Source organism: Shewanella intestini (assembly GCF_018221465.1).
Classification (GTDB): domain Bacteria; phylum Pseudomonadota; class Gammaproteobacteria; order Enterobacterales; family Shewanellaceae; genus Shewanella; species Shewanella intestini.
This window is the reverse complement of sequence record NZ_JAAIKR010000020.1, coordinates 23,283-44,965: the sequence shown is the minus strand read 5'-3', so window position 1 is coordinate 44,965 and position 21,683 is coordinate 23,283. Positions and strand designations below refer to the sequence as shown.

The 21,683-nt window shown below is 40.7% G+C and carries 21 protein-coding genes and 7 tRNA genes; 8 read left to right on the top strand and 20 right to left on the bottom strand.

Annotated elements, in window-relative coordinates:
* Window positions 1-358: 358 nt before the first annotated feature.
* The gene (locus G3R48_RS16025) at window positions 359-571 is read left to right on the top strand and encodes a DUF3955 domain-containing protein (protein WP_153661469.1); all 213 of its coding nucleotides are present in this window, start codon (window positions 359-361) and stop codon (window positions 569-571) included.
* Window positions 572-793: 222 nt separating this feature from the next.
* Here G3R48_RS16025 and G3R48_RS16020 read toward each other — a convergent pair whose 3' ends face one another.
* From G3R48_RS16020 to hemA, 8 genes are all read right to left on the bottom strand, one after another.
* Window positions 794-1,666 carry a multidrug transporter gene (locus G3R48_RS16020; RefSeq protein WP_153661471.1) on the bottom strand — a complete coding sequence of 291 codons (873 nt, stop codon included), beginning with the start codon at window positions 1,664-1,666 and terminating at the stop codon, window positions 794-796.
* A gap of 120 nt (window positions 1,667-1,786) precedes the next feature.
* On the bottom strand, window positions 1,787-2,635 hold the full coding sequence (kdsA, locus tag G3R48_RS16015; RefSeq protein ID WP_153661473.1) for a 3-deoxy-8-phosphooctulonate synthase: 849 nt from the start codon (window positions 2,633-2,635) through the stop codon (window positions 1,787-1,789).
* A gap of 73 nt (window positions 2,636-2,708) precedes the next feature.
* Window positions 2,709-3,962: a DUF819 family protein gene (locus tag G3R48_RS16010; protein ID WP_153661477.1), complete on the bottom strand. Its 1,254-nt coding sequence runs from the start codon at window positions 3,960-3,962 to the stop codon at window positions 2,709-2,711.
* A gap of 224 nt (window positions 3,963-4,186) precedes the next feature.
* Window positions 4,187-4,978, bottom strand: coding sequence for a SirB1 family protein (locus G3R48_RS16005; protein WP_153661478.1), 792 nt, complete (start codon window positions 4,976-4,978; stop codon window positions 4,187-4,189).
* A gap of 11 nt (window positions 4,979-4,989) precedes the next feature.
* Window positions 4,990-5,385, bottom strand: coding sequence for a SirB2 family protein (locus G3R48_RS16000; protein WP_153661481.1), 396 nt, complete (start codon window positions 5,383-5,385; stop codon window positions 4,990-4,992).
* Between the two features lie 214 nt (window positions 5,386-5,599).
* Entirely contained in the window at window positions 5,600-6,454 is an 855-nt protein-coding gene (gene prmC / locus G3R48_RS15995) for a peptide chain release factor N(5)-glutamine methyltransferase (RefSeq protein WP_153661483.1), read from the bottom strand.
* Window positions 6,455-6,464: 10 nt separating this feature from the next.
* A complete protein-coding gene (prfA, locus tag G3R48_RS15990; protein ID WP_153661485.1) occupies window positions 6,465-7,550 on the bottom strand; it encodes a peptide chain release factor 1 in 1,086 nt (361 codons plus the stop codon).
* A gap of 66 nt (window positions 7,551-7,616) precedes the next feature.
* On the bottom strand, window positions 7,617-8,867 hold the full coding sequence (gene hemA, locus G3R48_RS15985; protein ID WP_153661487.1) for a glutamyl-tRNA reductase: 1,251 nt from the start codon (window positions 8,865-8,867) through the stop codon (window positions 7,617-7,619).
* A gap of 229 nt (window positions 8,868-9,096) precedes the next feature.
* On the opposite strand from hemA, the gene lolB reads away from it, so the two are divergent.
* The 5 genes from lolB (at window position 9,097) to G3R48_RS15960 (ending at window position 13,371) form a co-directional block, all read left to right on the top strand.
* Window positions 9,097-9,711 (top strand): lipoprotein insertase outer membrane protein LolB, encoded by a 615-nt coding sequence (gene lolB / locus G3R48_RS15980; protein WP_153661489.1) that lies wholly within the window; start codon window positions 9,097-9,099, stop codon window positions 9,709-9,711.
* A 13-nt stretch (window positions 9,712-9,724) separates the two neighbouring features.
* On the top strand, window positions 9,725-10,579 hold the full coding sequence (gene ispE / locus G3R48_RS15975; protein WP_153661491.1) for a 4-(cytidine 5'-diphospho)-2-C-methyl-D-erythritol kinase: 855 nt from the start codon (window positions 9,725-9,727) through the stop codon (window positions 10,577-10,579).
* A 74-nt stretch (window positions 10,580-10,653) separates the two neighbouring features.
* On the top strand, window positions 10,654-11,601 hold the full coding sequence (locus G3R48_RS15970) for a ribose-phosphate pyrophosphokinase (RefSeq protein WP_212593394.1): 948 nt from the start codon (window positions 10,654-10,656) through the stop codon (window positions 11,599-11,601).
* 254 nt (window positions 11,602-11,855) lie between these two features.
* The gene (locus G3R48_RS15965) at window positions 11,856-12,512 is read left to right on the top strand and encodes a DNA-J related domain-containing protein (protein ID WP_153661493.1); all 657 of its coding nucleotides are present in this window, start codon (window positions 11,856-11,858) and stop codon (window positions 12,510-12,512) included.
* A 205-nt stretch (window positions 12,513-12,717) separates the two neighbouring features.
* The gene (locus tag G3R48_RS15960) at window positions 12,718-13,371 is read left to right on the top strand and encodes a thiol:disulfide interchange protein DsbA/DsbL (protein WP_153661495.1); all 654 of its coding nucleotides are present in this window, start codon (window positions 12,718-12,720) and stop codon (window positions 13,369-13,371) included.
* Between the two features lie 297 nt (window positions 13,372-13,668).
* Here the strand turns inward: G3R48_RS15960 and G3R48_RS15955 are convergent, their stop codons facing one another.
* A complete protein-coding gene (locus tag G3R48_RS15955; RefSeq protein WP_153661497.1) occupies window positions 13,669-14,193 on the bottom strand; it encodes a cytochrome b/b6 domain-containing protein in 525 nt (174 codons plus the stop codon).
* 20 nt (window positions 14,194-14,213) lie between these two features.
* Window positions 14,214-14,735, bottom strand: coding sequence for a menaquinone-dependent protoporphyrinogen IX dehydrogenase (hemG, locus tag G3R48_RS15950; protein WP_153661499.1), 522 nt, complete (start codon window positions 14,733-14,735; stop codon window positions 14,214-14,216).
* Window positions 14,736-15,185: 450 nt separating this feature from the next.
* Here hemG and G3R48_RS15945 point away from each other — a divergent pair, with 450 nt between their 5' ends.
* Window positions 15,186-16,391, top strand: coding sequence for an MFS transporter (locus G3R48_RS15945; protein WP_153661501.1), 1,206 nt, complete (start codon window positions 15,186-15,188; stop codon window positions 16,389-16,391).
* 246 nt (window positions 16,392-16,637) lie between these two features.
* Window positions 16,638-17,465, top strand: coding sequence for a TIGR03899 family protein (locus G3R48_RS15940; protein ID WP_153661503.1), 828 nt, complete (start codon window positions 16,638-16,640; stop codon window positions 17,463-17,465).
* A gap of 79 nt (window positions 17,466-17,544) precedes the next feature.
* Here the strand turns inward: G3R48_RS15940 and G3R48_RS15935 are convergent, their stop codons facing one another.
* The 10 genes from G3R48_RS15935 to pth all read right to left on the bottom strand — a co-directional run bounded on the left by G3R48_RS15935 (window position 17,545) and on the right by pth (window position 21,604).
* On the bottom strand, window positions 17,545-18,174 hold the full coding sequence (locus G3R48_RS15935) for a PilZ domain-containing protein (protein ID WP_153661505.1): 630 nt from the start codon (window positions 18,172-18,174) through the stop codon (window positions 17,545-17,547).
* Window positions 18,175-18,664: 490 nt separating this feature from the next.
* Window positions 18,665-18,739: transfer RNA gene (locus G3R48_RS15930), tRNA-Gln, on the bottom strand.
* A gap of 34 nt (window positions 18,740-18,773) precedes the next feature.
* A tRNA-Leu gene (locus G3R48_RS15925) sits at window positions 18,774-18,858 on the bottom strand.
* An 86-nt stretch (window positions 18,859-18,944) separates the two neighbouring features.
* Window positions 18,945-19,021: transfer RNA gene (locus G3R48_RS15920), tRNA-Met, on the bottom strand.
* A 5-nt stretch (window positions 19,022-19,026) separates the two neighbouring features.
* Window positions 19,027-19,101, bottom strand: a tRNA-Gln gene (locus G3R48_RS15915).
* Between the two features lie 28 nt (window positions 19,102-19,129).
* Window positions 19,130-19,204 (bottom strand) — tRNA-Gln (locus G3R48_RS15910).
* Between the two features lie 47 nt (window positions 19,205-19,251).
* A tRNA-Leu gene (locus G3R48_RS15905) sits at window positions 19,252-19,336 on the bottom strand.
* Window positions 19,337-19,451: 115 nt separating this feature from the next.
* Window positions 19,452-19,528, bottom strand: a tRNA-Met gene (locus tag G3R48_RS15900).
* A gap of 323 nt (window positions 19,529-19,851) precedes the next feature.
* Window positions 19,852-20,943 (bottom strand): redox-regulated ATPase YchF, encoded by a 1,092-nt coding sequence (gene ychF, locus G3R48_RS15895; protein WP_153661507.1) that lies wholly within the window; start codon window positions 20,941-20,943, stop codon window positions 19,852-19,854.
* Between the two features lie 73 nt (window positions 20,944-21,016).
* Window positions 21,017-21,604: an aminoacyl-tRNA hydrolase gene (gene pth / locus G3R48_RS15890; protein WP_153661509.1), complete on the bottom strand. Its 588-nt coding sequence runs from the start codon at window positions 21,602-21,604 to the stop codon at window positions 21,017-21,019.
* Window positions 21,605-21,683 lie beyond the last annotated feature (79 nt).

Below are 21,683 nucleotides of genomic sequence, written 5' to 3'. Positions count from 1 at the left end.
TGGTAGCTTGAACGCTTAACACGCACGCGGGCGGTGGTTAATGCTTTGATAATGCGAATGTTATATTTTAATCATTTATCGTCAGAAAAATGGATTTAATTAAGCCCTAAAAATGCATCTATAAAAACAATAATAAACTTATTATTGCAAAACCTCAGCATAGTGAGGTTGAAATGGGTAACAAACAATAATCTCAAACAGAAAAAATACCGTAGCTTACTTTCACTGCGCTTAACATTATAAGCAACGGTATTTCTTCGTTTAAGTAGGCCTGATAACTTATTTGTTCCATTACACTTATGACGGTAAATTATGTATCCTTATAAAACATGTTAGCTATTTAAAACTTGAGAAACTGATGAATGTTATCCATAAATATAAAATAAGCTTTGTTTTTGGTATCTGCTCTGCTTTGTGTTTAATTGCTTATAATATTATCGGTACATACGTAGATGATAATGGTTTTTTAATTGAGCCTTTTGGGTTGATTTTTTTCTTTTGGCTTTTCCAACTACTGGCGTTAATAGCTTTGATTATCACCTTCGTGAAGCATAGAAAGGGTAAAAAATAAATTAGTTAGGTTGCAATAATATCTGCATTTAAGGCGTGATACCGAAACGCCTGTATTGCGTCGTTTATCCCAGTTTAGCTGGTGTGTTATCACGATGAACGCTAGCGCGTTTTACCTTGGTTATAATTGGTTCATCATATTAAAATAGTTAAGCTATTATGAGTAACGTTGCCTCATGACTAACATTAATGATTGAATGACGCTCCCAAACCAACGCCCTCTTTAGCTCCACATCACCAAAATTGCAGCAATGGCAATTAACAATAACCCAAGCATGTCACTTTTACTGGTGCCTTGTTTTAACCAGTACCGACTAATAAGCAGCATAAAAAACACCTCTACTTGGCCTAATGTTTTAACTAACGGCACCGATTCAATTGCCATCGCACTAAACCAACCAATAGAACCTATGCAACTGGTGACACTAATGGCAACGGTTAACTTACGTTTATGCCAAAGCGCTTTCAATGTGGCGCGATCTGTTATGCATAAATAGAGCATTAATAAACACGTTTGCAGCGCAATAACACATAACAAGACCCATGCAGCACGTAACGCAAAAGGCCCATGTAACTGCAAACTGGCTTCACGGACAGACAATGAGGTTAAAGCAAATGCGCTACCACTTGCTAAACCAATTAGCACAGTAGTAACAGATAACCCTTGGTGACTTTTTATGCCGCTAAGAATGAGCACCGCAACACCCCCTACGCATACGCCAACCCAACCTAAAGGCGTTAGCTGAGTGCCGAAAAATACCATTCCCAAAATGGCTGCAACCATAGCTTCGCTTTTAGCAAGCCCTGCACCAATGGCATAATTTTTTAAACTAAACAGTTTCACCATTAATGCAGTGGCAATAATTTGCATCAACGCAGCCAACAAGACAAATTTGGCAAAATGTGGATTAAATTGCATCGGCGCGGTATCCACAAATTGCTGTAGCGACCATAAATAAACAGCCGCTATAGGGCCTGCAATAATAAACCGCGCTAAGGTCACTCCGACCACATTGACATGGTGACTTAACTGCGACTGCAATGCATTGCGCCATGCCTGCATCATTGCCGCAAGAAAAGTAAATGCAATCCACATATAAGCGCTACCTTTAGTTAAATTATCTAGCTAAGCATTGAGAGACGGTAAACTATACCTAAAAAAATACCCTGATTAATCAGGGTATTTTCATCATTTAACAGCCTATACCAGTAATCGTTATTTGCTGGTATCAATAGCCTCAAACGATTTAACCAAGTCGTCAACTGACTTCATTTGGCTAAGGTATTTTTCTAACTGCTTCAATGGCAACGCACAAGGGCCGTCACATTTCGCATTATCAGGGTCTGGATGAGCTTCAATAAATAACCCCGCTAATCCAAGTGCCATGCCACTGCGAGCAAGCTCTGTTGCTTGCGCGCGACGACCACCGGCACTGTCTGCGCGCCCACCTGGGCGTTGTAAGGCATGTGTCGCATCAAAAATAACCGGATAACCCGACTGTTTCATCTCGTCCATACCCAGCATATCAACCACTAAGTTGTTGTAACCAAAACTTGAGCCGCGTTCACAAAGCATAATGTTGTCGTTACCAGCTTCGTTAAACTTGTTGATGATATGACGCATTTCATGTGGTGCTAGAAATTGCGGTTTTTTGACGTTAATAATGGCACCAGTGGCAGCCATTGCAACAACTAAGTCAGTTTGACGCGCAAGGAATGCTGGCAATTGAATCACATCAACCACATCGGCAACCGGCTGGCATTGGTGCACTTCATGCACGTCGGTAATAATTGGAACATTAAAAGTCGACTTAATTTCTTCAAAAATCCTTAACCCTTGTTCCATACCCGGACCACGGTAAGAATTAACTGATGAGCGATTGGCTTTATCAAACGATGCCTTAAATACATAAGGAATACCCAATTTTTGGGTTACTTCTACGTAGTGCTCTGCAATCGACATAGCAAGATCGCGTGACTCTAATACGTTCATGCCACCAAACAATACAAATGGTTTATCATTTGCGACTTCTAAGTCTTTAAAATTAATGACTTTTTGTTCCATAATAAATATCTCTTTTATCAAACATAACAACTAAGCACGTTGCTGAGCATTATAGTTTACTGAATAAAACTGATTATACCGCAATAATCTGCAATAACTGACCACATAACCACGCCATATAGGTGCCTACAGCATAACCCAGTACCGCAAGTAACACGCCTACCGGCGCTAACGCGGGATGAAATGCCGCCGCAACAACGGGCGCAGAAGCTGCGCCGCCAACATTGGCTTGGCTACCAACCGCCATATAAAACAAAGGCGCTTTAATTATTTTAGCGACAATTAACATAAAGCTCGCATGAACAATCATCCAAATAATGCCAATGGCGAAATACCACAGATTCTGTTCATCAAATAATGTCGACACATCCATATGCAGCCCAATGGTTGCCACCAAAATATACAAAAAGGCAGTCGCCACTTTGGATGCACCAGCCGCTTCAATATGGCGGACACGGGTAAATGACAACCCTAACCCCACTGTTGTTACAATGACCACTAACCAGAAAAACGTTGAGGTTAAGCTATAATCCCGTGTCCACGGGTAGTTATCTGTAAAGAAAGGGCCTAAAAAGTCGGCGACAAAATGTGCAAAGCCGGTGACACCAAAGCCTATAGCAACAATCAACATCAAGTCGCGCAGCGATGCAATACGTGCATTTTCAGCATGGTACTGTTCAACTTTTACTTTCAATGCTTCAATTGCACGGGTATCAGCGCCGGTTTTAGCATCAATGTCTTTGGCTCTGGCAGCCATAAACAATAACACTGCCATCCAAATATTGGCCACAATCACATCCACGGTGACCATCACTGAAAAGATGTTGCCACCCGCTTCATAAATTTCTTTCATTGACGCTTGGTTAGCACCGCCGCCAATCCAACTGCCTGCTAAGGTTGTCATTCCACGCCATACGGCGTCAGGACCATGACCACCAATCACATCAGGATTAATGGCAGAAATAATCAGCAACGCAATTGGGCCGCCAATCACAATGCCGACGGTGCCGGTGAGGAACATGACAATGGCTTTAGGCCCGAGGCTTAAAATCGCTTTAAGATCCACGCTTAAAATCAATAAGACTAAACACGCTGGCAGTAAATAACGCGAGGCAACAAAATACAATTGAGAAGCATGGCCATCAACCACGCCAAAAGTATTGAGTAGTGAAGGTAAAAAGTAGCACATTAATAATGCAGGAATGTATTTATAGAACTTTTTCCAGAATGGATTCGATGAGGTACTAGTGTAGAAAACAACACCAAGGATGACGGCCAATAAGCCTAACGCAGTCGCGTCATTAGTGATAAGTGCAGAAGTTGTCATGCAAGCTTCTCCCTTTGCAAATGTAGTGGTGCTAATCGTTATTATTATGTCGTCTCAATCATCTGTTGAGTATGTCATGACCTTAGCCATAACAAGCAAACCCGCGCTATAGCACCTCACCGCTGGTTTGAAATGTTTTTACACCTCTCTTTAATATCGTGTCTCATTAACTGGCCACAAAAGTTAGCAAAATAAGTGCTAATTTTTGTGGCCAAACAAAGCATTTAATGAGTCACTTGCGACTGCTGGCTTAATTCTTTTAATTGCATTTTAACCAATTCAGTAACGGGATCATGCGGGCTACTGTCGATAAAATGCTGTAAGTCAGACATCGCGACTTTAATGCAACCAAGTTGCTGCGCGATAAATGCGCGCTCACGGTTAAGATGAACATCACTTGGGTGCCATTGCAACAATAAATTACAACACTCTAAAGCTTGTTCAAATTTTTGAGCCAATATACAACTGGCTTTTAACTCATTGAGCATTCGGCTAATTAACGTTTTAACGGATGCAGTTTTAACATGCCTAGGAGTTAATTTAGCCGCATTACCTAATTCGCCACGCACAAAATTATGCAATTGGCGACGTGATAACGGCTCACCATTAAATGGATCATAATAAGTCGTCTCACCGCCTAATTTACTGCGCAGCACGGTATGTCCTGGCAATAATACCGCTTCTAATGGCAAATCTAATTGCTTAGCTAATAAAATAAGCAGAGTTGATAAGGTGGTACTGTTACCTTGGCGCTTAGTGACGCAATAACTTAAATCTGCCGCTTCAACACTAAAGTAATCGTCTTTGGCGCAAAAACCTAAATCGTTAAAAAACCAATTAAACAATCCATCAAGGCGAGCTTGTTGATCAACCACATAATGACTTAGCACGGAACCAGAAAGTTCGTACCAAGCCCATTGGGCAGCTTTTGCAGGTAAAAAACCGAGGTGTTCTGATAATTCAAACGCAGTCTCTGGAATTGAAACCACGTCATCGTTAAGTAAAATATTTGCCATTTTTGAACCAATTAACCCATTAATACAACTTGTTTAAAATGAGCCAGCTTGGCCGCTAACACTAACCAACCTAATGCGCCAATAAAGGCGAAAAACTTAAACAGTTTATTGCGGTTTGATTTCAGTGCCATAATCCCTAATAAGATATACGAAATAACACAAATGATTTTTTCAGTCATCCATGGGTCAACCCCTGGATACTGCTTGATCATAAAGCAAAGTGTCACACCAGACAGTAATAAAAAAGTATCAATTACGTGCGGCGCAATTTTCATCAGTTTTTTATCTAAAAGCGGTGATTGTTTAAGGTGTAGTGCAAAACGCACCATAAACAACAACACACTCAACCCAATAAACAATAAATGTGACTGTTTTATTGTTGGGTATAAACTATAAAATGTTTCCATATTGATTCTCTTTAATTGTTAATTTTGATTAAGAACCCCGTGATGTTGCGCTATTTTATTGGCTAACATCTCATATCGTCATTGCGCAACGCGCTTAAAGCCCGCAAAGTTTACTTGATAAACGAAACCAACAACACCTTTCAAAGCAGATGATTGTAATCGATATCGCCTTAAGTAAAAAAGTCATGACTAAATGTGGCTAAAAACTAATGGGTCAAGGGTGCCAACGGCCTAACGTGCAGCGATCGTTACTGCCAAAATCGCGGACAGTTGCAACATCTTGATAGCCAAGCTCAATCAGCTTTTCCCTTACTACCATTGCTTGCTCATATCCATGTTCCAACAATAAATAACCACCATCGGTTAAATAATGACGAGCGGTTTCTGCAATAAAAAACAAATCAGCAAAACCATGGTCTTTGGCGGTAAGCGCACTTTGGGGTTCAAAACGTACATCGCCCATGTGAAGGTGCTCATCAGTTTCGTCGATGTAAGGCGGATTTGACACGATCAAATTAAATTGCTGCAGTTGTAAAGCACTAAACCAATCTGATTGCATTATTTCAACGCGCTCAAGCTTTAAGTTAATTTGATTCGCCTTGGCCAGTTCAACCGCATCTTGCACTTTATCAACAGCGCTGACTTGCCATAGCGGTCGCTCGTAAGCTAATGACAATGCAATTGCGCCAGTCCCAGTGCCTAAATCTAACACCTTAGCTTGTTCAGGTAAGGTGAGGTTTAATGCCGTTTCGACCAAAATCTCAGTATCCGGACGAGGGATTAAGGTGCTGTCATTAACCAGAAATGGTAAAGACCAAAATTCACGTTCACCAATAATATGAGCAACAGGTTGACCCGCAACCCGTTTTGAAACCATGCTTTTATAAGCCGAAAATTGCTCAACCGTTAAGGTTTTTTCAGGCCATGCGTAAATAAAGCTGCGATTTTTTTGCAAACAATGCAACAGCAATACCTCTGCATCAACATTGGCTGATTCAGAGGTCGTACTTAATTGCATGAAAGCCCATTGCAGAGACTCTGCAATGGTAGAAAAAGAAGACTGTGGCAAAGGGGATTCCTTAATCTTCTGCTAGTGCAGCCAATTTATCAGCTTGCTCTTCCTGCATCAGCGGTTCAATGATGGCATGTAAATCACCTTCCATGATTTCGTTTAAACGATACAAGGTTAGGTTAATTCGATGCTCACTCATACGACCTTGAGGGAAGTTATAAGTACGAATACGTTCACTGCGATCGCCACTTGCCACTAAGTTACGGCGAGTAGATTCTTCTTCACTACGACGCTTTTCATCTTCTGCAGCTTGTAAACGAGCTGACAACACGCTCATGGCTTGGGCACGGTTTTTATGTTGTGAACGCTGATCCTGACATTCCACCACAATACCTGACGGTAAATGGGTAATACGAATCGCCGAATCCGTTTTGTTGACGTGCTGACCACCAGCACCTGACGCGCGGAAGGTATCCACTTTTAAGTCGGCTGGGTTAATTGAAATTTGTTCAGCTTCAGGGATTTCAGGCATCACAACGACAGTCACAGCGGATGTATGTACACGCCCTTGAGATTCAGTTTCTGGTACACGTTGAACACGATGTCCGCCTGACTCAAATTTTAATTTACCGTAAACGCCTTCACCGCTAACTTGGACAATAAGTTCTTTAAAACCACCATGTTCGCCTTCATTGGCGTTCATGATTTCCATTTGCCATTTGTTTGATTCACAAAAACGAGAATACATACGGAATAAATCACCCGCAAAAATAGCCGCTTCATCGCCACCCGCACCAGCGCGGATTTCAATGAAAGCATTGCGGTCATCATTAGGATCTTTTGGAAGTAATAAGATTTGTAAATCGTCTTCGAGTTGCGCAAGCGATTGTTTTGCTTCTTTTATCTCTTCTTGCGCCATTTCGCGCATTTCAGCATCATCTTCTTCAAGCATAGATTGTGCTGATTCAAGATCATCTTGAGCTTGTTGAAAGGCCTTAAAACTGGCCACAACATCTTCAAGTTGAGAATATTCTTTTGATAAAGCACGAAAGCGGTCTTGATCCGCAATAACACTGGCATCACTTAATAATGCAAGGACTTCTTCATTACGCTCTAGCAAGCCTTCTAGCTTGCGGATAACGGATTCTTTCATTTAGCTCGCTAACCTTTCATGTTTAACTAAACCGTGCCTAATGCGTTATTAAAACGGATTAAGCACTTAGTGTTTATCTAAACCGAGCGCAACTCTTAATTGTCCTAACGTATTCAAGTCACCTTGGCGACTGGCTGATGTTAATGCTTGTGTCGGTGCATGGATGAGTCGGTTAGTTAATTTATTGGCTAACTCGAGGATCACTTGCTCACTGTTGCTACCTTGATTGATTTTATTCAAGGCGCGTTCAACTAGCTCATCTTTTATCGTTACGCTTTGGCTACGATATTCACGAATACTGTCAACAGACGCTAAAGAACGCACCCACTCAATAAATACATGCGCTTGTTCTTCAGCTATTAATTCTGCTTGCTCGGCGGCTTCTTTACGCGAAGCCATATTTTGTTCAATGATACTATGTAAATCGTCGACAGTATAAAGGAAAGCGTCGTCTAACTCACCGACTTCCGCTTCAATATCTCGCGGAACGGCAATATCAACCAATAACATCGGTTGATGGCGACGTTGTTTCATTGCTTTTTCAACCATGCCTTTACCTAAAATCGGTAATGGACTGGCAGTTGAAGAAATAACAATATCGGCTTTAGGCAGATAATCAGGAATATCTTGTAAGGTAATAGCCGTGGCATTGAACTCTTCACACATTGCTTCAGCACGTTCAATGGTTCTGTTCGCCACCACCATTGAGTCAACTTCTTGATCTTTTAAATGCTTAGCAACTAACTCAATCGTTTCACCCGCACCAATTAATAGTACTTTGGTGGTTTTTAACGATGAGAAAATATGTTTTGCCATGCTCACAGCAGCAAAAGCAACGGAAACAGCAGCGGCACCGATATCCGTTTCTGTACGGACTTTTTTAGCAACTGAAAAGACGGTTTGAAACAAACGATCAATGGTAAGTGAAATCGTGCCAGCTTCTTTTGCTTTTACAAACGCCTGCTTCACTTGCCCCAGAATTTGAGGCTCGCCAAGCACTAACGAATCTAGCCCAGACGCCACTCGCATTAAGTGTTTTACCGCAATGTGACCTTCATAAGCATAAATACAAGGCACTAAGGCTTCGTGGTCGAGGTCGTGGTACTCCTCAAGCCAAGCAATAATTTCATCAGCTTTGACATTATTACAATACAATTCTGTGCGGTTACAAGTCGACACGATCACCGCTTCACCAGTGCTACTGCGACTGGCTAAGCTTTTCATTGCTTCATGAATACGATCCGGTGAAAACGCAACTTTTTCGCGTAAATCCACGGTGGCCGTTTTATGGTTAATCCCGATTACTACTAGACTCATGTGCTCGTTCTAAGTTCTTCTCGATCTCGTTAATTAGGCTATTCTACTTAATTGAACAAACTAAAAACACAATTGGGTTAACAAAACCGAATATATGTCTAAATTTTATTTGGTTTTATTAGCAATATATAAATGCAATATAAATTGCTTCAACCATTTTTTACATCTGCCAACTGAGTCAGTATCATGAGCGCCATCATCAATCCCAATTACGGAAATAGTGAACACCATGACGAGACAATTTACTCTATCTATTCAAGTCATTGCTCTTACACTTTTCACCTTGTTGGCCGGTTGTAGCTCTTTTAATCACCCTCAGTTTACTGCCGTTAATGTGGCTGATATTACCCAAGCACAAAACTGGGAGCTCCAAGGTAAAATAGCGGTTCGCTCTCCATCTGACAAATTTAGCACTAACTTATATTGGTTTCACCAAAAAAGTACCGATGAATTACGTTTAACCACGGTTATTGGTACCAATCTGTTGGTACTTAAACGTTCAGATACTGGCGCAACGCTCGAAGCGAACGGGGAAACCTACCATGATAAGGATCCGCAAGCTTTATTAGACTCAATGGTAACCATTCATATCCCCTTGGCACGTTTACCGTTATGGATAACGGGCCAAGCTAGCCCACAAGATACCGTTGTTAGCCATAATGATGATGGCAGCATTAAACAGCTCACCAGCAATGCCAGTGGCACGCAATGGCAAATCAAGTTTAACAGTTGGCAACAACAAAATGGCACTCAAATCCCAAGGCTTATCACTATATCCAGTGAAAAAGTACAAATTAAAATTCAAAATAACCACTGGCAAGCCATGCAGTTAGTAACACAATAACCAAGGAAGTTAGATGACAGCTCCTATTTCCAAAGGTTGGCCTGCGCCAGCTAAACTTAATTTATTTCTTCATATCACCGGACAACGTGCCGACGGTTATCATGACCTGCAAACGCTATTTCAATTTGTTGATCATTGTGATGTGCTCGACTTTCGGGTTACCGAGCAATCTGAAATAACATTACATTCAAGCATGTCTCAATTTGTTGCCGACAGCGATAACTTAATTCTAAAAGCAGCAAAATCATTACAGCAGACAACAAATTATGTCGGCGGCGCTGAAATATGGATAGATAAATTGCTACCTATGGGCGGTGGTTTAGGTGGTGGGTCATCCAATGCCGCCACTACATTAGTGGCATTAAATGCACTGTGGAATACCCAACTTTCCAATGAAAAATTAGCTGAAATAGGTTTAACCCTTGGCGCAGATGTCCCTGTTTTTATTAATGGTTATGCGGCTTTTGCTGAAGGCGTAGGTGAGAAATTACACAATGTGAATCCACATGAGTTTTACTACTTAGTCGTGGTGCCACCGGTACATGTTTCAACCCAAGCTGTCTTTCAAGAACCCGAGTTACCAAGACAAACACCCAAGTTAGATTTACAATCGTTAATGCAACAACCATGGTCAAATGATTGCCAATCATTAGTGGTTAATCGTTATCCTCAAGTTGCCAATGCATTAGACTGGCTGGTAGAATATGCGCCGTCTCAAATGACCGGTACAGGTGCTTGCGTATTTGGTAAGTTTGAACAATCGCAACCGGCTTTTGATGCGCTGGCTAAATTACCAGACTCAATGCAAGGCTTTGTTGCTAAAGGGTTAAATAGGTCTCCTTTATTGGAACGACTATCTCAACTCTAACTAATACATTCTTCTAAGTGCCTAACTCTTAGCGCATTTAGTTTTTATTCAAGTCCATACCTGAGGTTCATAAAGTGCCCGACATTAAGCTCTTTGCTGGTAACGCTACCCCTAATCTAGCCAATAAAATTGCCGAACGTTTATTCTGTAAACTTGGCGATGCAGTTGTAGGCCGCTTCAGTGACGGCGAAATCAGTGTTCAGATCAACGAAAATGTTCGTGGTGCGGATGTCTTTATCATCCAATCTACTTGTGCACCAACAAATGACAATCTAATGGAATTGATTGTAATGGTTGATGCATTACGTCGCGCATCTGCTGGCCGTATTACTGCTGTTATTCCTTACTTTGGTTATGCTCGTCAAGACCGCCGTGTTCGTAGTGCTCGCGTACCGATTACTGCAAAAGTTGTTGCAGATTTCTTATCAAGTGTTGGTGTTGACCGAGTATTGACTTGTGACCTTCACGCAGAGCAAATTCAAGGTTTCTTCGACGTACCTGTTGATAACGTGTTTGGTAGCCCAGTGTTACTAGAAGACATGGTTGCTAAGAAACTAGATAACCCTGTTGTTGTTTCTCCAGATATCGGTGGTGTGGTTCGCGCACGCGCTGTGGCGAAACTGCTTGATGATACTGATTTAGCTATCATCGACAAACGTCGTCCACAAGCTAACGTTGCACAAGTTATGCATATTATTGGTGATGTTCAAGGTCGTGACTGCATCATTGTTGATGACATGATTGATACTGGTGGTACATTATCAAAAGCCGCTGAAGCATTAAAAGAGCATGGCGCAAACCGTGTATTTGCTTACGCAACTCACCCAGTCTTTTCAGGCAATGCAGCTGAAAACATTGCTAACTCAGTCATTGATGAAGTCATTGTGACTGACACGGTGCCATTAAGCCCTGAAATGCTTAAAGTGGGTAAAGTGTCACAGCTAACTATGTCTGCGGTTCTTGCTGAAGCGATTCGTCGTGTTAGCAATGAAGAATCTATCTCTGCGATGTTCCGTCACTAATACCGATATCACCTAAACTGTCGTTTGGGTTGAACAACACAGATAGATTAAAAACGCACTTCAAAGTGCGTTTTTTTATGCCTGTCAATTCACTTTTTTTGCTCTTTCAGGTCATTGATTTATCATGGGCTAACGGCACTCTCGCCTCCAAGAATTTGACGGAGCAGCTTTGAGCATCATAAAAATAGACTTGCGCTTAACGATCGCTATGGCATAGTAGCCTTTATCGCCAACTGCAGATGGAACCTCAGTTTATGCCGCTTAACACTGCGCCAATAGCCAACGAACGTCCTGGCGATAACATCAAATCCATCAAACAAGACAACCCACTTATTTGGCCGATATTAACTTTATTACAGTCAAGTCATCAAAGCTGGAAAGTCCATCACTTAGCGGCACAATTACAACAGCAAGGTTTAATGCACAATCTTGACTCAGAACCAGACAAAGACCTCTTTAAACGTAACTTCCTACTAATGAATGCCTTGTATGAACTGCAATCTATTTTATTGCCTAAACAATGGCTGCAAGTACAAGCTATGGATATTCAATTATGTAGAATTGTACCTGCTGATGTAGGCATTGAGTTGGCTAATGATGCTAACTTGCGCAGCTATTACTTAGATTGGTCACATTACGATACCTGCAGCAATGTAGTTCAAGAAATGTTGGCCTCCTTCTGGTCTCGTTATCAACAACATATGGGCATCAATCAACAACTCATGCAAAAAGGTGACGCGCTCAAAGTATTTGAGTTAGATGAAACCGCAACGGCAAAGCAAATCCGCAAACAGTGGCGTAAATTAGCCCTGAAGTGGCACCCTGATCGTGTTGATGGTCATGCTGAGCGTTTTAAGGAAGTCTGTGAAGCTTGGCAAACCTTGCGCGACAATAACGGCATTGCTCCTTAAATGTATTATTTGTTGTCAATGCCGCACATCGACATCCGATGAAACACTACCCATGTTTATGGCCAGCTAAGTGTTACGCGATAAAACGACTAAAACGTGATATCAGCAGCTATATTTGAGATTAAACTTAGCCTTTTTCATAATCAATTCAGCCTCGCTAATTACACTTTGCTAAATTTTGTACTTGTCCCTATTTGAGGCCACCATGATTAAACATATCGCGTTAGCATTAACCTTAGCCGTTGCACCACTTTCGACCTTTGCTGCCCAGTTTATTGAAGGCAAGCATTACACTCAAATTTCAGATCGTGTTGCCCCGACTGAACCTAAAGTTACCGAATATTTTTCTTTCTATTGCCATAACTGCTTGAATATGGAGACGCAATATCTGCCCTTCATTAAAACCCAGCTTGATAGCAAAGTCGCTTTTGAAAATAAACATGTTGATTATATGAATAACGACTTAGGCACTGAAGTCATGCGCTCATTAGTGGTAATAAATACTTTACCAGAGAAAAAGCATGACCTTACGTTAGCCATGTTTGGTGCGATTCAAGGTGATGGTCATGACCATAGCCATGGCGCGCATGATCATAAACATAAGTCAGAAATCAACAGTCGTGATGATATTAAGAAAGTTTTCGCACAACACGGTATTGATTCAGCAGCTTATGACAAAATTGCAGATAGCGAACAAACCGACAAAACATTATCACAATGGCGCCAAGAGCAAGTCATGTACGGCGTGAGTAGTGTTCCAAGTTTTGTCGTTAACGACAAGTACATGATTAACATGAACGAAATGCGCAGTCTGGAACAAATTTCTGAATTGATGAATTACCTAGCACTACAAAAATAATTATTCGTATAGAAGTGATCAAGTAAATTGTTATTGGATAAATCGTTAAAAGAGGCTGTTTAACGACAATAAAAAAGGCGCTAAAAGCGCCTTTTTTTATTGTTAAAATCAATAAACATTTACCAAAGCCGAAGACATAAACTTGTATCACTTAGCATCACTTAGCATCACTTAGCATCACTTAGCATCACTTAGCATCACTTAGCATAGAACGATACCATCAAATACGAATTTACCATCACGTTGTAACAGCACACTTTTAATCCAACATGAATGTGATATGACACCGGGCTCTGGTTAAGCGTTCTTAATCATTTCAACAACGTGAATCACTGCAAACACCATATGCAGCAACACAAATCCACATAAACCTTGAGCAAAAATAATATGGTACTTTCGCCAGCTTAATGCATCAGCTTGTCCTTGGAAGATTAACCACATTAAACCGGTGACACACACACCCATTAATAAAATAAGCCCAATACCTTCAACAACACTTAATAAACCTTTGCCACCTGAACTAGGTAATTTGAGCTTACATAATCCTACTATGTCATCAATCAGCTGTGAAAACTGTAAATTCAACCACGGGAAAAACTGTCGCCAACCGCCCTTTAAGCAACACTTAACAACAAATAACACCCCTAAAATGGCTGCAATTGCACCAAGGTAAACATGGATGTATTCCCAAATATTGGCATTTTTTCTTAATTGTCGACCAATTAATATCCAAGAACTACTTGGCAATAAAACGAAACAACAAGCAATGATTAATACATGTAATTTATCGCTTAATACACGCATAAAACGGGGTAACTTCATCTACAGACCTTTTGACGACATTAAGCGTGGATCATACGTTCAACAAAGGCATCGACTTTATCCCAGTCGGTGTATTCTATTTTAGTTTGTAAATCGGTCGGACCTTTCGTCAGCCACATAATAAAACGAATAATGTAACGATCCATCAGTGGGTAATGTTGATAATCTAAGTTACCACCAAACACTTCAAGAATTTTAGGCTGCCAGACACTTTGCTTTAAGAAAGCCTGCATATACATGTTGGTATCAGCCGTGTTTTTCCCAGGTTTGCGGGCCACTAAACTCACTGAGAAAAATCCACTTGGTAATTGTTCAAGCTTGTCTTTATTTGCTTCGATAAACTGATACAAACCTGCTCTGTGTTTACCATGACGAATACTGGCTCCAAAAAAAACTTTATCAAAGCCATCAAGCGAAGGGTTATCGGCAAGGGTTGCAAGGGTAATTTCAGCACCTTGCTGTCGAGCTTTTTCTTGCATATATTGACAAATTTTAACAGTTTGACCGTGTACACTTGAGTGAATTAATAAAATCTGGCTCATATTATTCCATGCTGAAAGGTAAATGAATAAACTGAATAAGTTTACTACGATCCCTGAGTTGTTGAAACAAAACATACCTCAAAAGCCCAACTGTCAGCTGTTAGTGTTAAGTCAGCCAAAGAAGCTCACAATGAAACTTGGCCTACTGTCACGACCATGTTAACCGCTTTAGCGTCAATAGCATGAAAATACAAGGCCCATTGATAAACGCCTGTATTAACAGGACTGATTTAGGCCATTAATAACGGTTTATCATAGAGGATAATGGCATTAACCCTCTCTATAAATTGCCGTCGCTTGATTGAAAAATGAAGCAACAAGTTGGTGTTTCTTGTTGTTTCGCTAAACGGATTGTAGGCAACTTTCTATCGTTATCCATTCAACATAATGTGCAGTTTGTAAGAAATGTATAGAAATGTTACTTTGTGATTTTTATCATGGAAGCTGATCATGTCTTGGTTGAGCATTCGCTTTAATTCTCTCAAAACCATCACCTTACAACCCCAAATGTTGTTATTGGGAATGACGTTTGTTATGTCGATGGTATTTGCTGTATGGCAGGCGTTATTGAATAACTTTGTGATTGAACGTGCAGGTTTTACTGGCGTTGAAATTGGCTTATTACAGAGTTTACGTGAGATCCCAGGTTTTCTAGCATTCACTGCCGTCTTTGTTTTACTGCTCATAAAAGAACAAACATTTGCCCTTTTAGCGTTGGCTATTTTATGTATCGGTGTCGCTATTACCGGTTTTTTTCCTCACGTTTTAGGCTTGTATCTCACCACTATATTGATGTCTATCGGGTTTCATTATTTTGAAACAATTAACCAATCACTCACCCTTCAATGGTTAGATAAATCAGAAGCTGCTGCATTTATGGGCAAAGCATTAGCGTGGCGATCAGCCGCTGCACTGTTAGGTTACGCCAGTATTTGGCTTGTGATGACAGGGTTGAAACTCGACTACGTGTGGATGTATGCCATGATTGGCTTATTGGGATTAAGTATGGTGCTCGTAATGAGCGCCCTATTCCCGCGCTTTGAGCAAGGCAGTGTGCAAACTAAAAAGCTCATTTTGCGTAAACGTTATTGGCTGTATTATTTACTCACTTTTTTCTCTGGAGCACGCCGACAAATATTCATGGTATTTGCCGGCTTTATGATGGTAGAAAAATTTGGTTACAGCGTCACTGAAATTACCGGATTGTTTTTAATTAACTACGTGGTTAATTTACTTTTTGCTCCAGCCATCGGCCGGTTTATCGGGCGAATTGATGAGCGTAACGCATTGATGATTGAATACATTGGGTTAATTATTATCTTTACCAGTTACGCTTTCGTTGAAACAGCCTCAGTGGCAGCAACGCTTTATGTCATCGATCACCTCTTGTTTGCAATGGCCATTGCAGTGAAAACCTATTTTCAAAAAATTGCCGATAAACAAGATATTGCTTCAACGATGTCGGTGAGTTTTACCATTAATCATATCGCTGCAGTGGTGATCCCCGTATTGCTTGGCATCATTTGGTTAACGTCGCCATCTACCGTGTTCTTTATCGGTACTGGGCTTGCCATGTGTTCACTTTGTCTTGCCTTTATCGTTCCTCAACAGCCGCGGCCAGGAAATGAAACTAACTGGTGCAAAGCAACTAAATAACCAATAAGCAGTCATTATAAAGTGAATGGGCGATTAATCATTGCCAATCAATAGCATTATTTTCAGTATTTCTATCTTGTATCACGATGTCATTTTTAACGTTGTTTATAATTATTCATCCAACGTTGACTAAATTGACCTTATACCGTTTATCAACATACTTTATATCAACCAAGCAATTTGAACGGCTTTCCGGTGAGGCGCGTATCAATGTTGTAGCATTATTCATTTACTTTGGACGTATTGATGGCAGAGATGATTAAAAAAAAGTCTTCTAATGAATCTTCTCAAGTTTCTGCACGCCAAAAAGCCCTACAACTTGGTCGTGTGCTTGGTTTAGCCAGTGAAGCCGATTATCGTCCATCCAATGCTTCAATTAATGAACGAGGTCAATTTAGATTACAAAAACAGCTCAATCAACATCAAGAAAACTTAGAAGCCATTTTTGCTTTAGCACTTAATTACACCCCCTCAGATGTCACGGGTGTTGAACTAGATCCAGACTGGCGTTACCAGTTTTTTAAGATGGCAGAACAAATCCATAATCGAAAAATGCAGGACTTATGGGCAAGAATTTTATCGAGTGAAATCGTTAATCCTGGGCAATTTAGTTTGCGCACGCTGGCTGTCTTAACCCAGCTAACCTTACGAGAAGCACATATATTTGAAAAGGCGTTAGGCTTGGCAGTAAAAATTAATAATGAAACGCGGTTTAAGCTTTTAAGTGGTTATCGAATTACCGGTGGGCTAAAGCAATATTTCAGGCGAGATAATGCAATTTCAATTGGTTTGTCCAAATTTGGTTTGCCCTATTCAAGCATTTTAACTTTAGTTGATGCAGGTATTTTGCATAAAAGTGAATTTGAAACAGGCGTACTTGAGAGTAAAACACCGATAACACTTAATTTAAATGCTGAGCAATTGTTGCTTTCACCTAAAAGTAAGCATTTATTATTTACCTACTATAGATTCACGCCGATTGGCGATGAGCTCAGTCAATTAATTCAAGCCCAAGGAGACAGTCAATATATCAATACGGTACAACAAGTATTATCTAAAGACTTTACCGCCTAAGCGAATGGGCTAATAAACAAATGCTCTCAGTAAAATGCGACGTTAACGATTCTAACAAAGAGCCAAAGCAAGCATTAACCTAGCTATAAGCAACTTCACCCGCATATAAATGTGAATATTTGGCTTTATGCTCTCTAAACAGAAAGTGGCGTAATGCTTCACGTGCTTCGCCTTTAGTATTTATGCGTGCGGCCATCACGCCGTTTTCAGTTCTTACCGGTTCAAACTCAACCTCTATTGGATCTATCCCCGGCAACATCAATGAAGCCATTTTAAATAATGTTGAAGAGTGTTGTTTAGGAAGCTCAACTGTAACCCCTGAACTTGACAGTGACAGTACTTTCACTGGTTGACGCGTTTCGCTATCAAGCACACTGACATCTTGCAGATTATTGACTCGCCATGAGCGTTCACTTCCCCTCGCATCCAACACTTCTGGCACGCCCAATACTGGAATAAACTGGCCTAATTCATCACGTTTTAGTGCTAAAGGAAACCACAACCGATAATGACTAACCTCAGCCAGTAAAGTTAATGTTGCTTGCCCTAAAATTTTTGTTAGCACTTGCGGGATCTCAGTTGAGACACTTAAAGATTGTTCTACCAACACTCCATCTTGGGCACTTATTTTTACATTATCTCTGCTTGAATCATTTGACGGTTTTTGTGAAAAAAGCTCATTAAAACAAGCAAGTTCTTCTTCTGACAAAGTGGACACCATTTCACTCCCGTTATCAAATTGTAAACTTATGTATCAATATAACACTAACTAATCATATTGAACAATATTTACACATAACGTCATGAAAATAAAACTAATAACATATATATATCATCATTTACCTCGCCAATAAGCATTTAAAAGTAGTCTTTTTATGGAATAAATTAACTTGTTTAGCATCATTTTTAACGATTAATGTTGAAATTCTATTTATAGCGATAGGAATTTAGCGCTTTATTTTGTAATTGAATCACAATGGATACAGACAATATTAAATGATTAGTAAATAGCACTAGAAGCTGATAGAAGAAACAAACAAGATGACATGACACAAACCACAGGCATAAGCGAACAATATTAACTTTGGATATGCTAAACAATATAATTGGTTTTCATAAAATGTTGATTTGGCTTTGAGGCTCTGCACTGCTTTTAGCTAAAGCTAATGACAATAAAAAGAATTTTCTAACGAAGGAAATGGCTGGGATACCAGGATTCGAACCTGGGGATGCCGAGATCAAAACCCGGTGCCTTACCACTTGGCGATATCCCATTTGATTTCTTAATTGAGGATTTTGTAAATTTGATGGTACGGGAGGAGAGACTTGAACTCTCACACCTTGCGGCACCAGAACCTAAATCTGGCGTGTCTACCAATTCCACCACTCCCGCATCAAACTTTTACCAGATGTATTCTTGATGAATAGCACCTGTTTCTTACTAAGTAGAAACAGTCTTACCGATTCTACCTTTAAACATGGTAGCAATGGCGGGACTTGAACCTGCGACCCCAGCATTATGAGTGCTGTGCTCTAACCAGCTGAGCTACATTGCCGAAGATGGCTGGGATACCAGGATTCGAACCTGGGGATGCCGAGATCAAAACCCGGTGCCTTACCACTTGGCGATATCCCAATAATCTTTTCTACTTCTTACTTTAAAATGGCTGGGATACCAGGATTCGAACCTGGGGATGCCGAGATCAAAACCCGGTGCCTTACCACTTGGCGATATCCCAATCTAAAGCTTTTACAAAAACCCGCTTAAAGCCGATTTTTCAAATAATGGTACGGGAAGAGAGACTTGAACTCTCACACCTTGCGGCACCAGAACCTAAATCTGGCGTGTCTACCAATTCCACCACTCCCGCACTGACTCTGTTTTACATCCAGAACACGATGCCCAATAAATTGGAAAGCGCCAGTCATATGTCTAAAGTAAACTTTAACTAACCGACTAATCTCTAGTTTGCCATCTTGAGAAGATGGTAGCAATGGCGGGACTTGAACCTGCGACCCCAGCATTATGAGTGCTGTGCTCTAACCAGCTGAGCTACATTGCCACTTTGTCTTTCGCTGCCCTCGTTGTGAGGACGGGGCGTATTATGCTTATTCAGGGTATCAAGGTCAACCGCTTTTTTTCGCATTTTTCATCATTATCGTTTGTTAGGCTATAACTTCACCAAACTGAGTACCGATTCGACAAAAAACTTCATTCTATTAAGTTACCCCCTATTTCAACGGGTAACTTCACGCAATGCATTGACTACCGCTAAGCAAAAACCAAAACACATCACGATGAAATAACCAGCAAAAAACTAAAAAAACTATGGCACATATCATGATTCATAGACTAATGAGTATATTCTATGTGCAATAAAAAACATTACACGTTAAATAAGAAATGCATGACATCGCCATCTTTAACGATATAACCTTTACCTTCAACACGTAACTTACCGGCTTCTTTTGCACCCGCTTCGCCTTTAAACTCGATGAAGTCTTCATAGCTCATCACTTGAGCACGAATAAAGCCACGTTCAAAATCGGTGTGAATGACGCCAGCAGCTTGCGGAGCACTCGCACCAATTGCAACGGTCCATGCTCTGACTTCCTTTACACCCGCAGTGAAGTAAGTTTGTAAGTTTAATAAGTCGTAACCGGCACGAATAACGCGATCTAGACCTGACTCTTCAAGGCCAAGATCAGCCATAAACTCAACACGATCTTCTGCATCCATTTCAGCCAGCTCTGACTCAATGGCTGCGCAAACGGCAACAACAACCGCATTCTCAGTCTTGGCAATCGCTTTAACCGCATCTAAATGTGGATTATTTTCAAAGCCATCATCAGACACATTGGCAATATACATCGTCGGTTTAAGCGTCAAGAAGTTAAGATAAGCCACTGCGGCGATTTCTTCTTTGCTTAAGTCTAAAGAGCGTAGCATTTGGCCTTCATCTAAAGTTGGGCGCATTTTTTCAAGCACTTCAACTTCAAACTTCGCATCTTGATCACCACCTTTAGCCCGCTTTTGTTGGCGGAAAATAGCACGTTCTAAACTATCTAAATCGGCAAGCGCTAATTCTGTGTTGATAACTTCAATGTCACCTGCTGGATCAACTTTGTTTGCTACGTGAACAATGTTTGGGTCTTCAAAACAACGTACCACATGGCCAATTGCATCCGTTTCACGGATGTTGGCAAGAAATTTATTTCCAAGCCCTTCACCTTTAGAAGCCCCAGCAACGAGACCGGCAATATCAACAAACTCCATGGTTGTTGGTAAAATACGTTCTGGTTTTACAATCTCGGCTAATTTATCAAGACGCGAGTCTGGCACTGGTACAACGCCAGTGTTTGGTTCAATAGTACAAAACGGGAAATTTGCTGCTTCAATACCTGCTTCTGTTAATGCATTAAATAGTGTTGACTTACCTACGTTTGGCAAACCCACAATGCCGCATTTAAAACCCATATCAATACCTTTTACTGTGTCATTGACCCGTCATGGGTCATAAAAATGTTAAGCCCGTAAATACGTGACTTTATTACTCTGCTTTAAAGGAATGCAATCGATGCATCGCTTTTGCCATATCTTGCTTAAATAGTATTTCAGTTGAACGCACAGCTTCATCAATCGCACTGTCTATGCACTCTTGTTCTTTAGCTGGCGCTTTACCTAATACGTAACCGCTTACTTTATTTTTGTCACCTGGGTGACCAATGCCGATGCGTAAACGATAAAATCCTTTGTCGTTTGCCATACGAGCAATAATGTCTTTTAAGCCATTGTGACCACCGTGACCACCACCTAATTTAAATTTAGCAACCCCAGGCGGCATATCTAACTCATCATGAGCCACTAAAATTTCTTCAGGTAAAATACGAAAAAAATTAGCTAATGCCGCAACAGATTTACCGCTTAGATTCATAAAAGTGGTAGGAATAAGTAACCTGACATCTTTTGAGTGCAACACCACTCGTGCTGTAAGTCCAAAATACTTACTGTCTTCTTTCAATGATACTTGGCAAATACGGGCTAATTCTTCCACATACCAAGCGCCAGCATTATGACGAGTTTGAGCGTATTGCGCACCAGGGTTAGCTAAGCCAACAATCAGTTTTATATTACTCATTATCACTACAGTGTGTTTATCGGCACATTAAAAGTACCAATAGGCTATAAAAGGCGGCATTTTAACACCCTATTGCTCA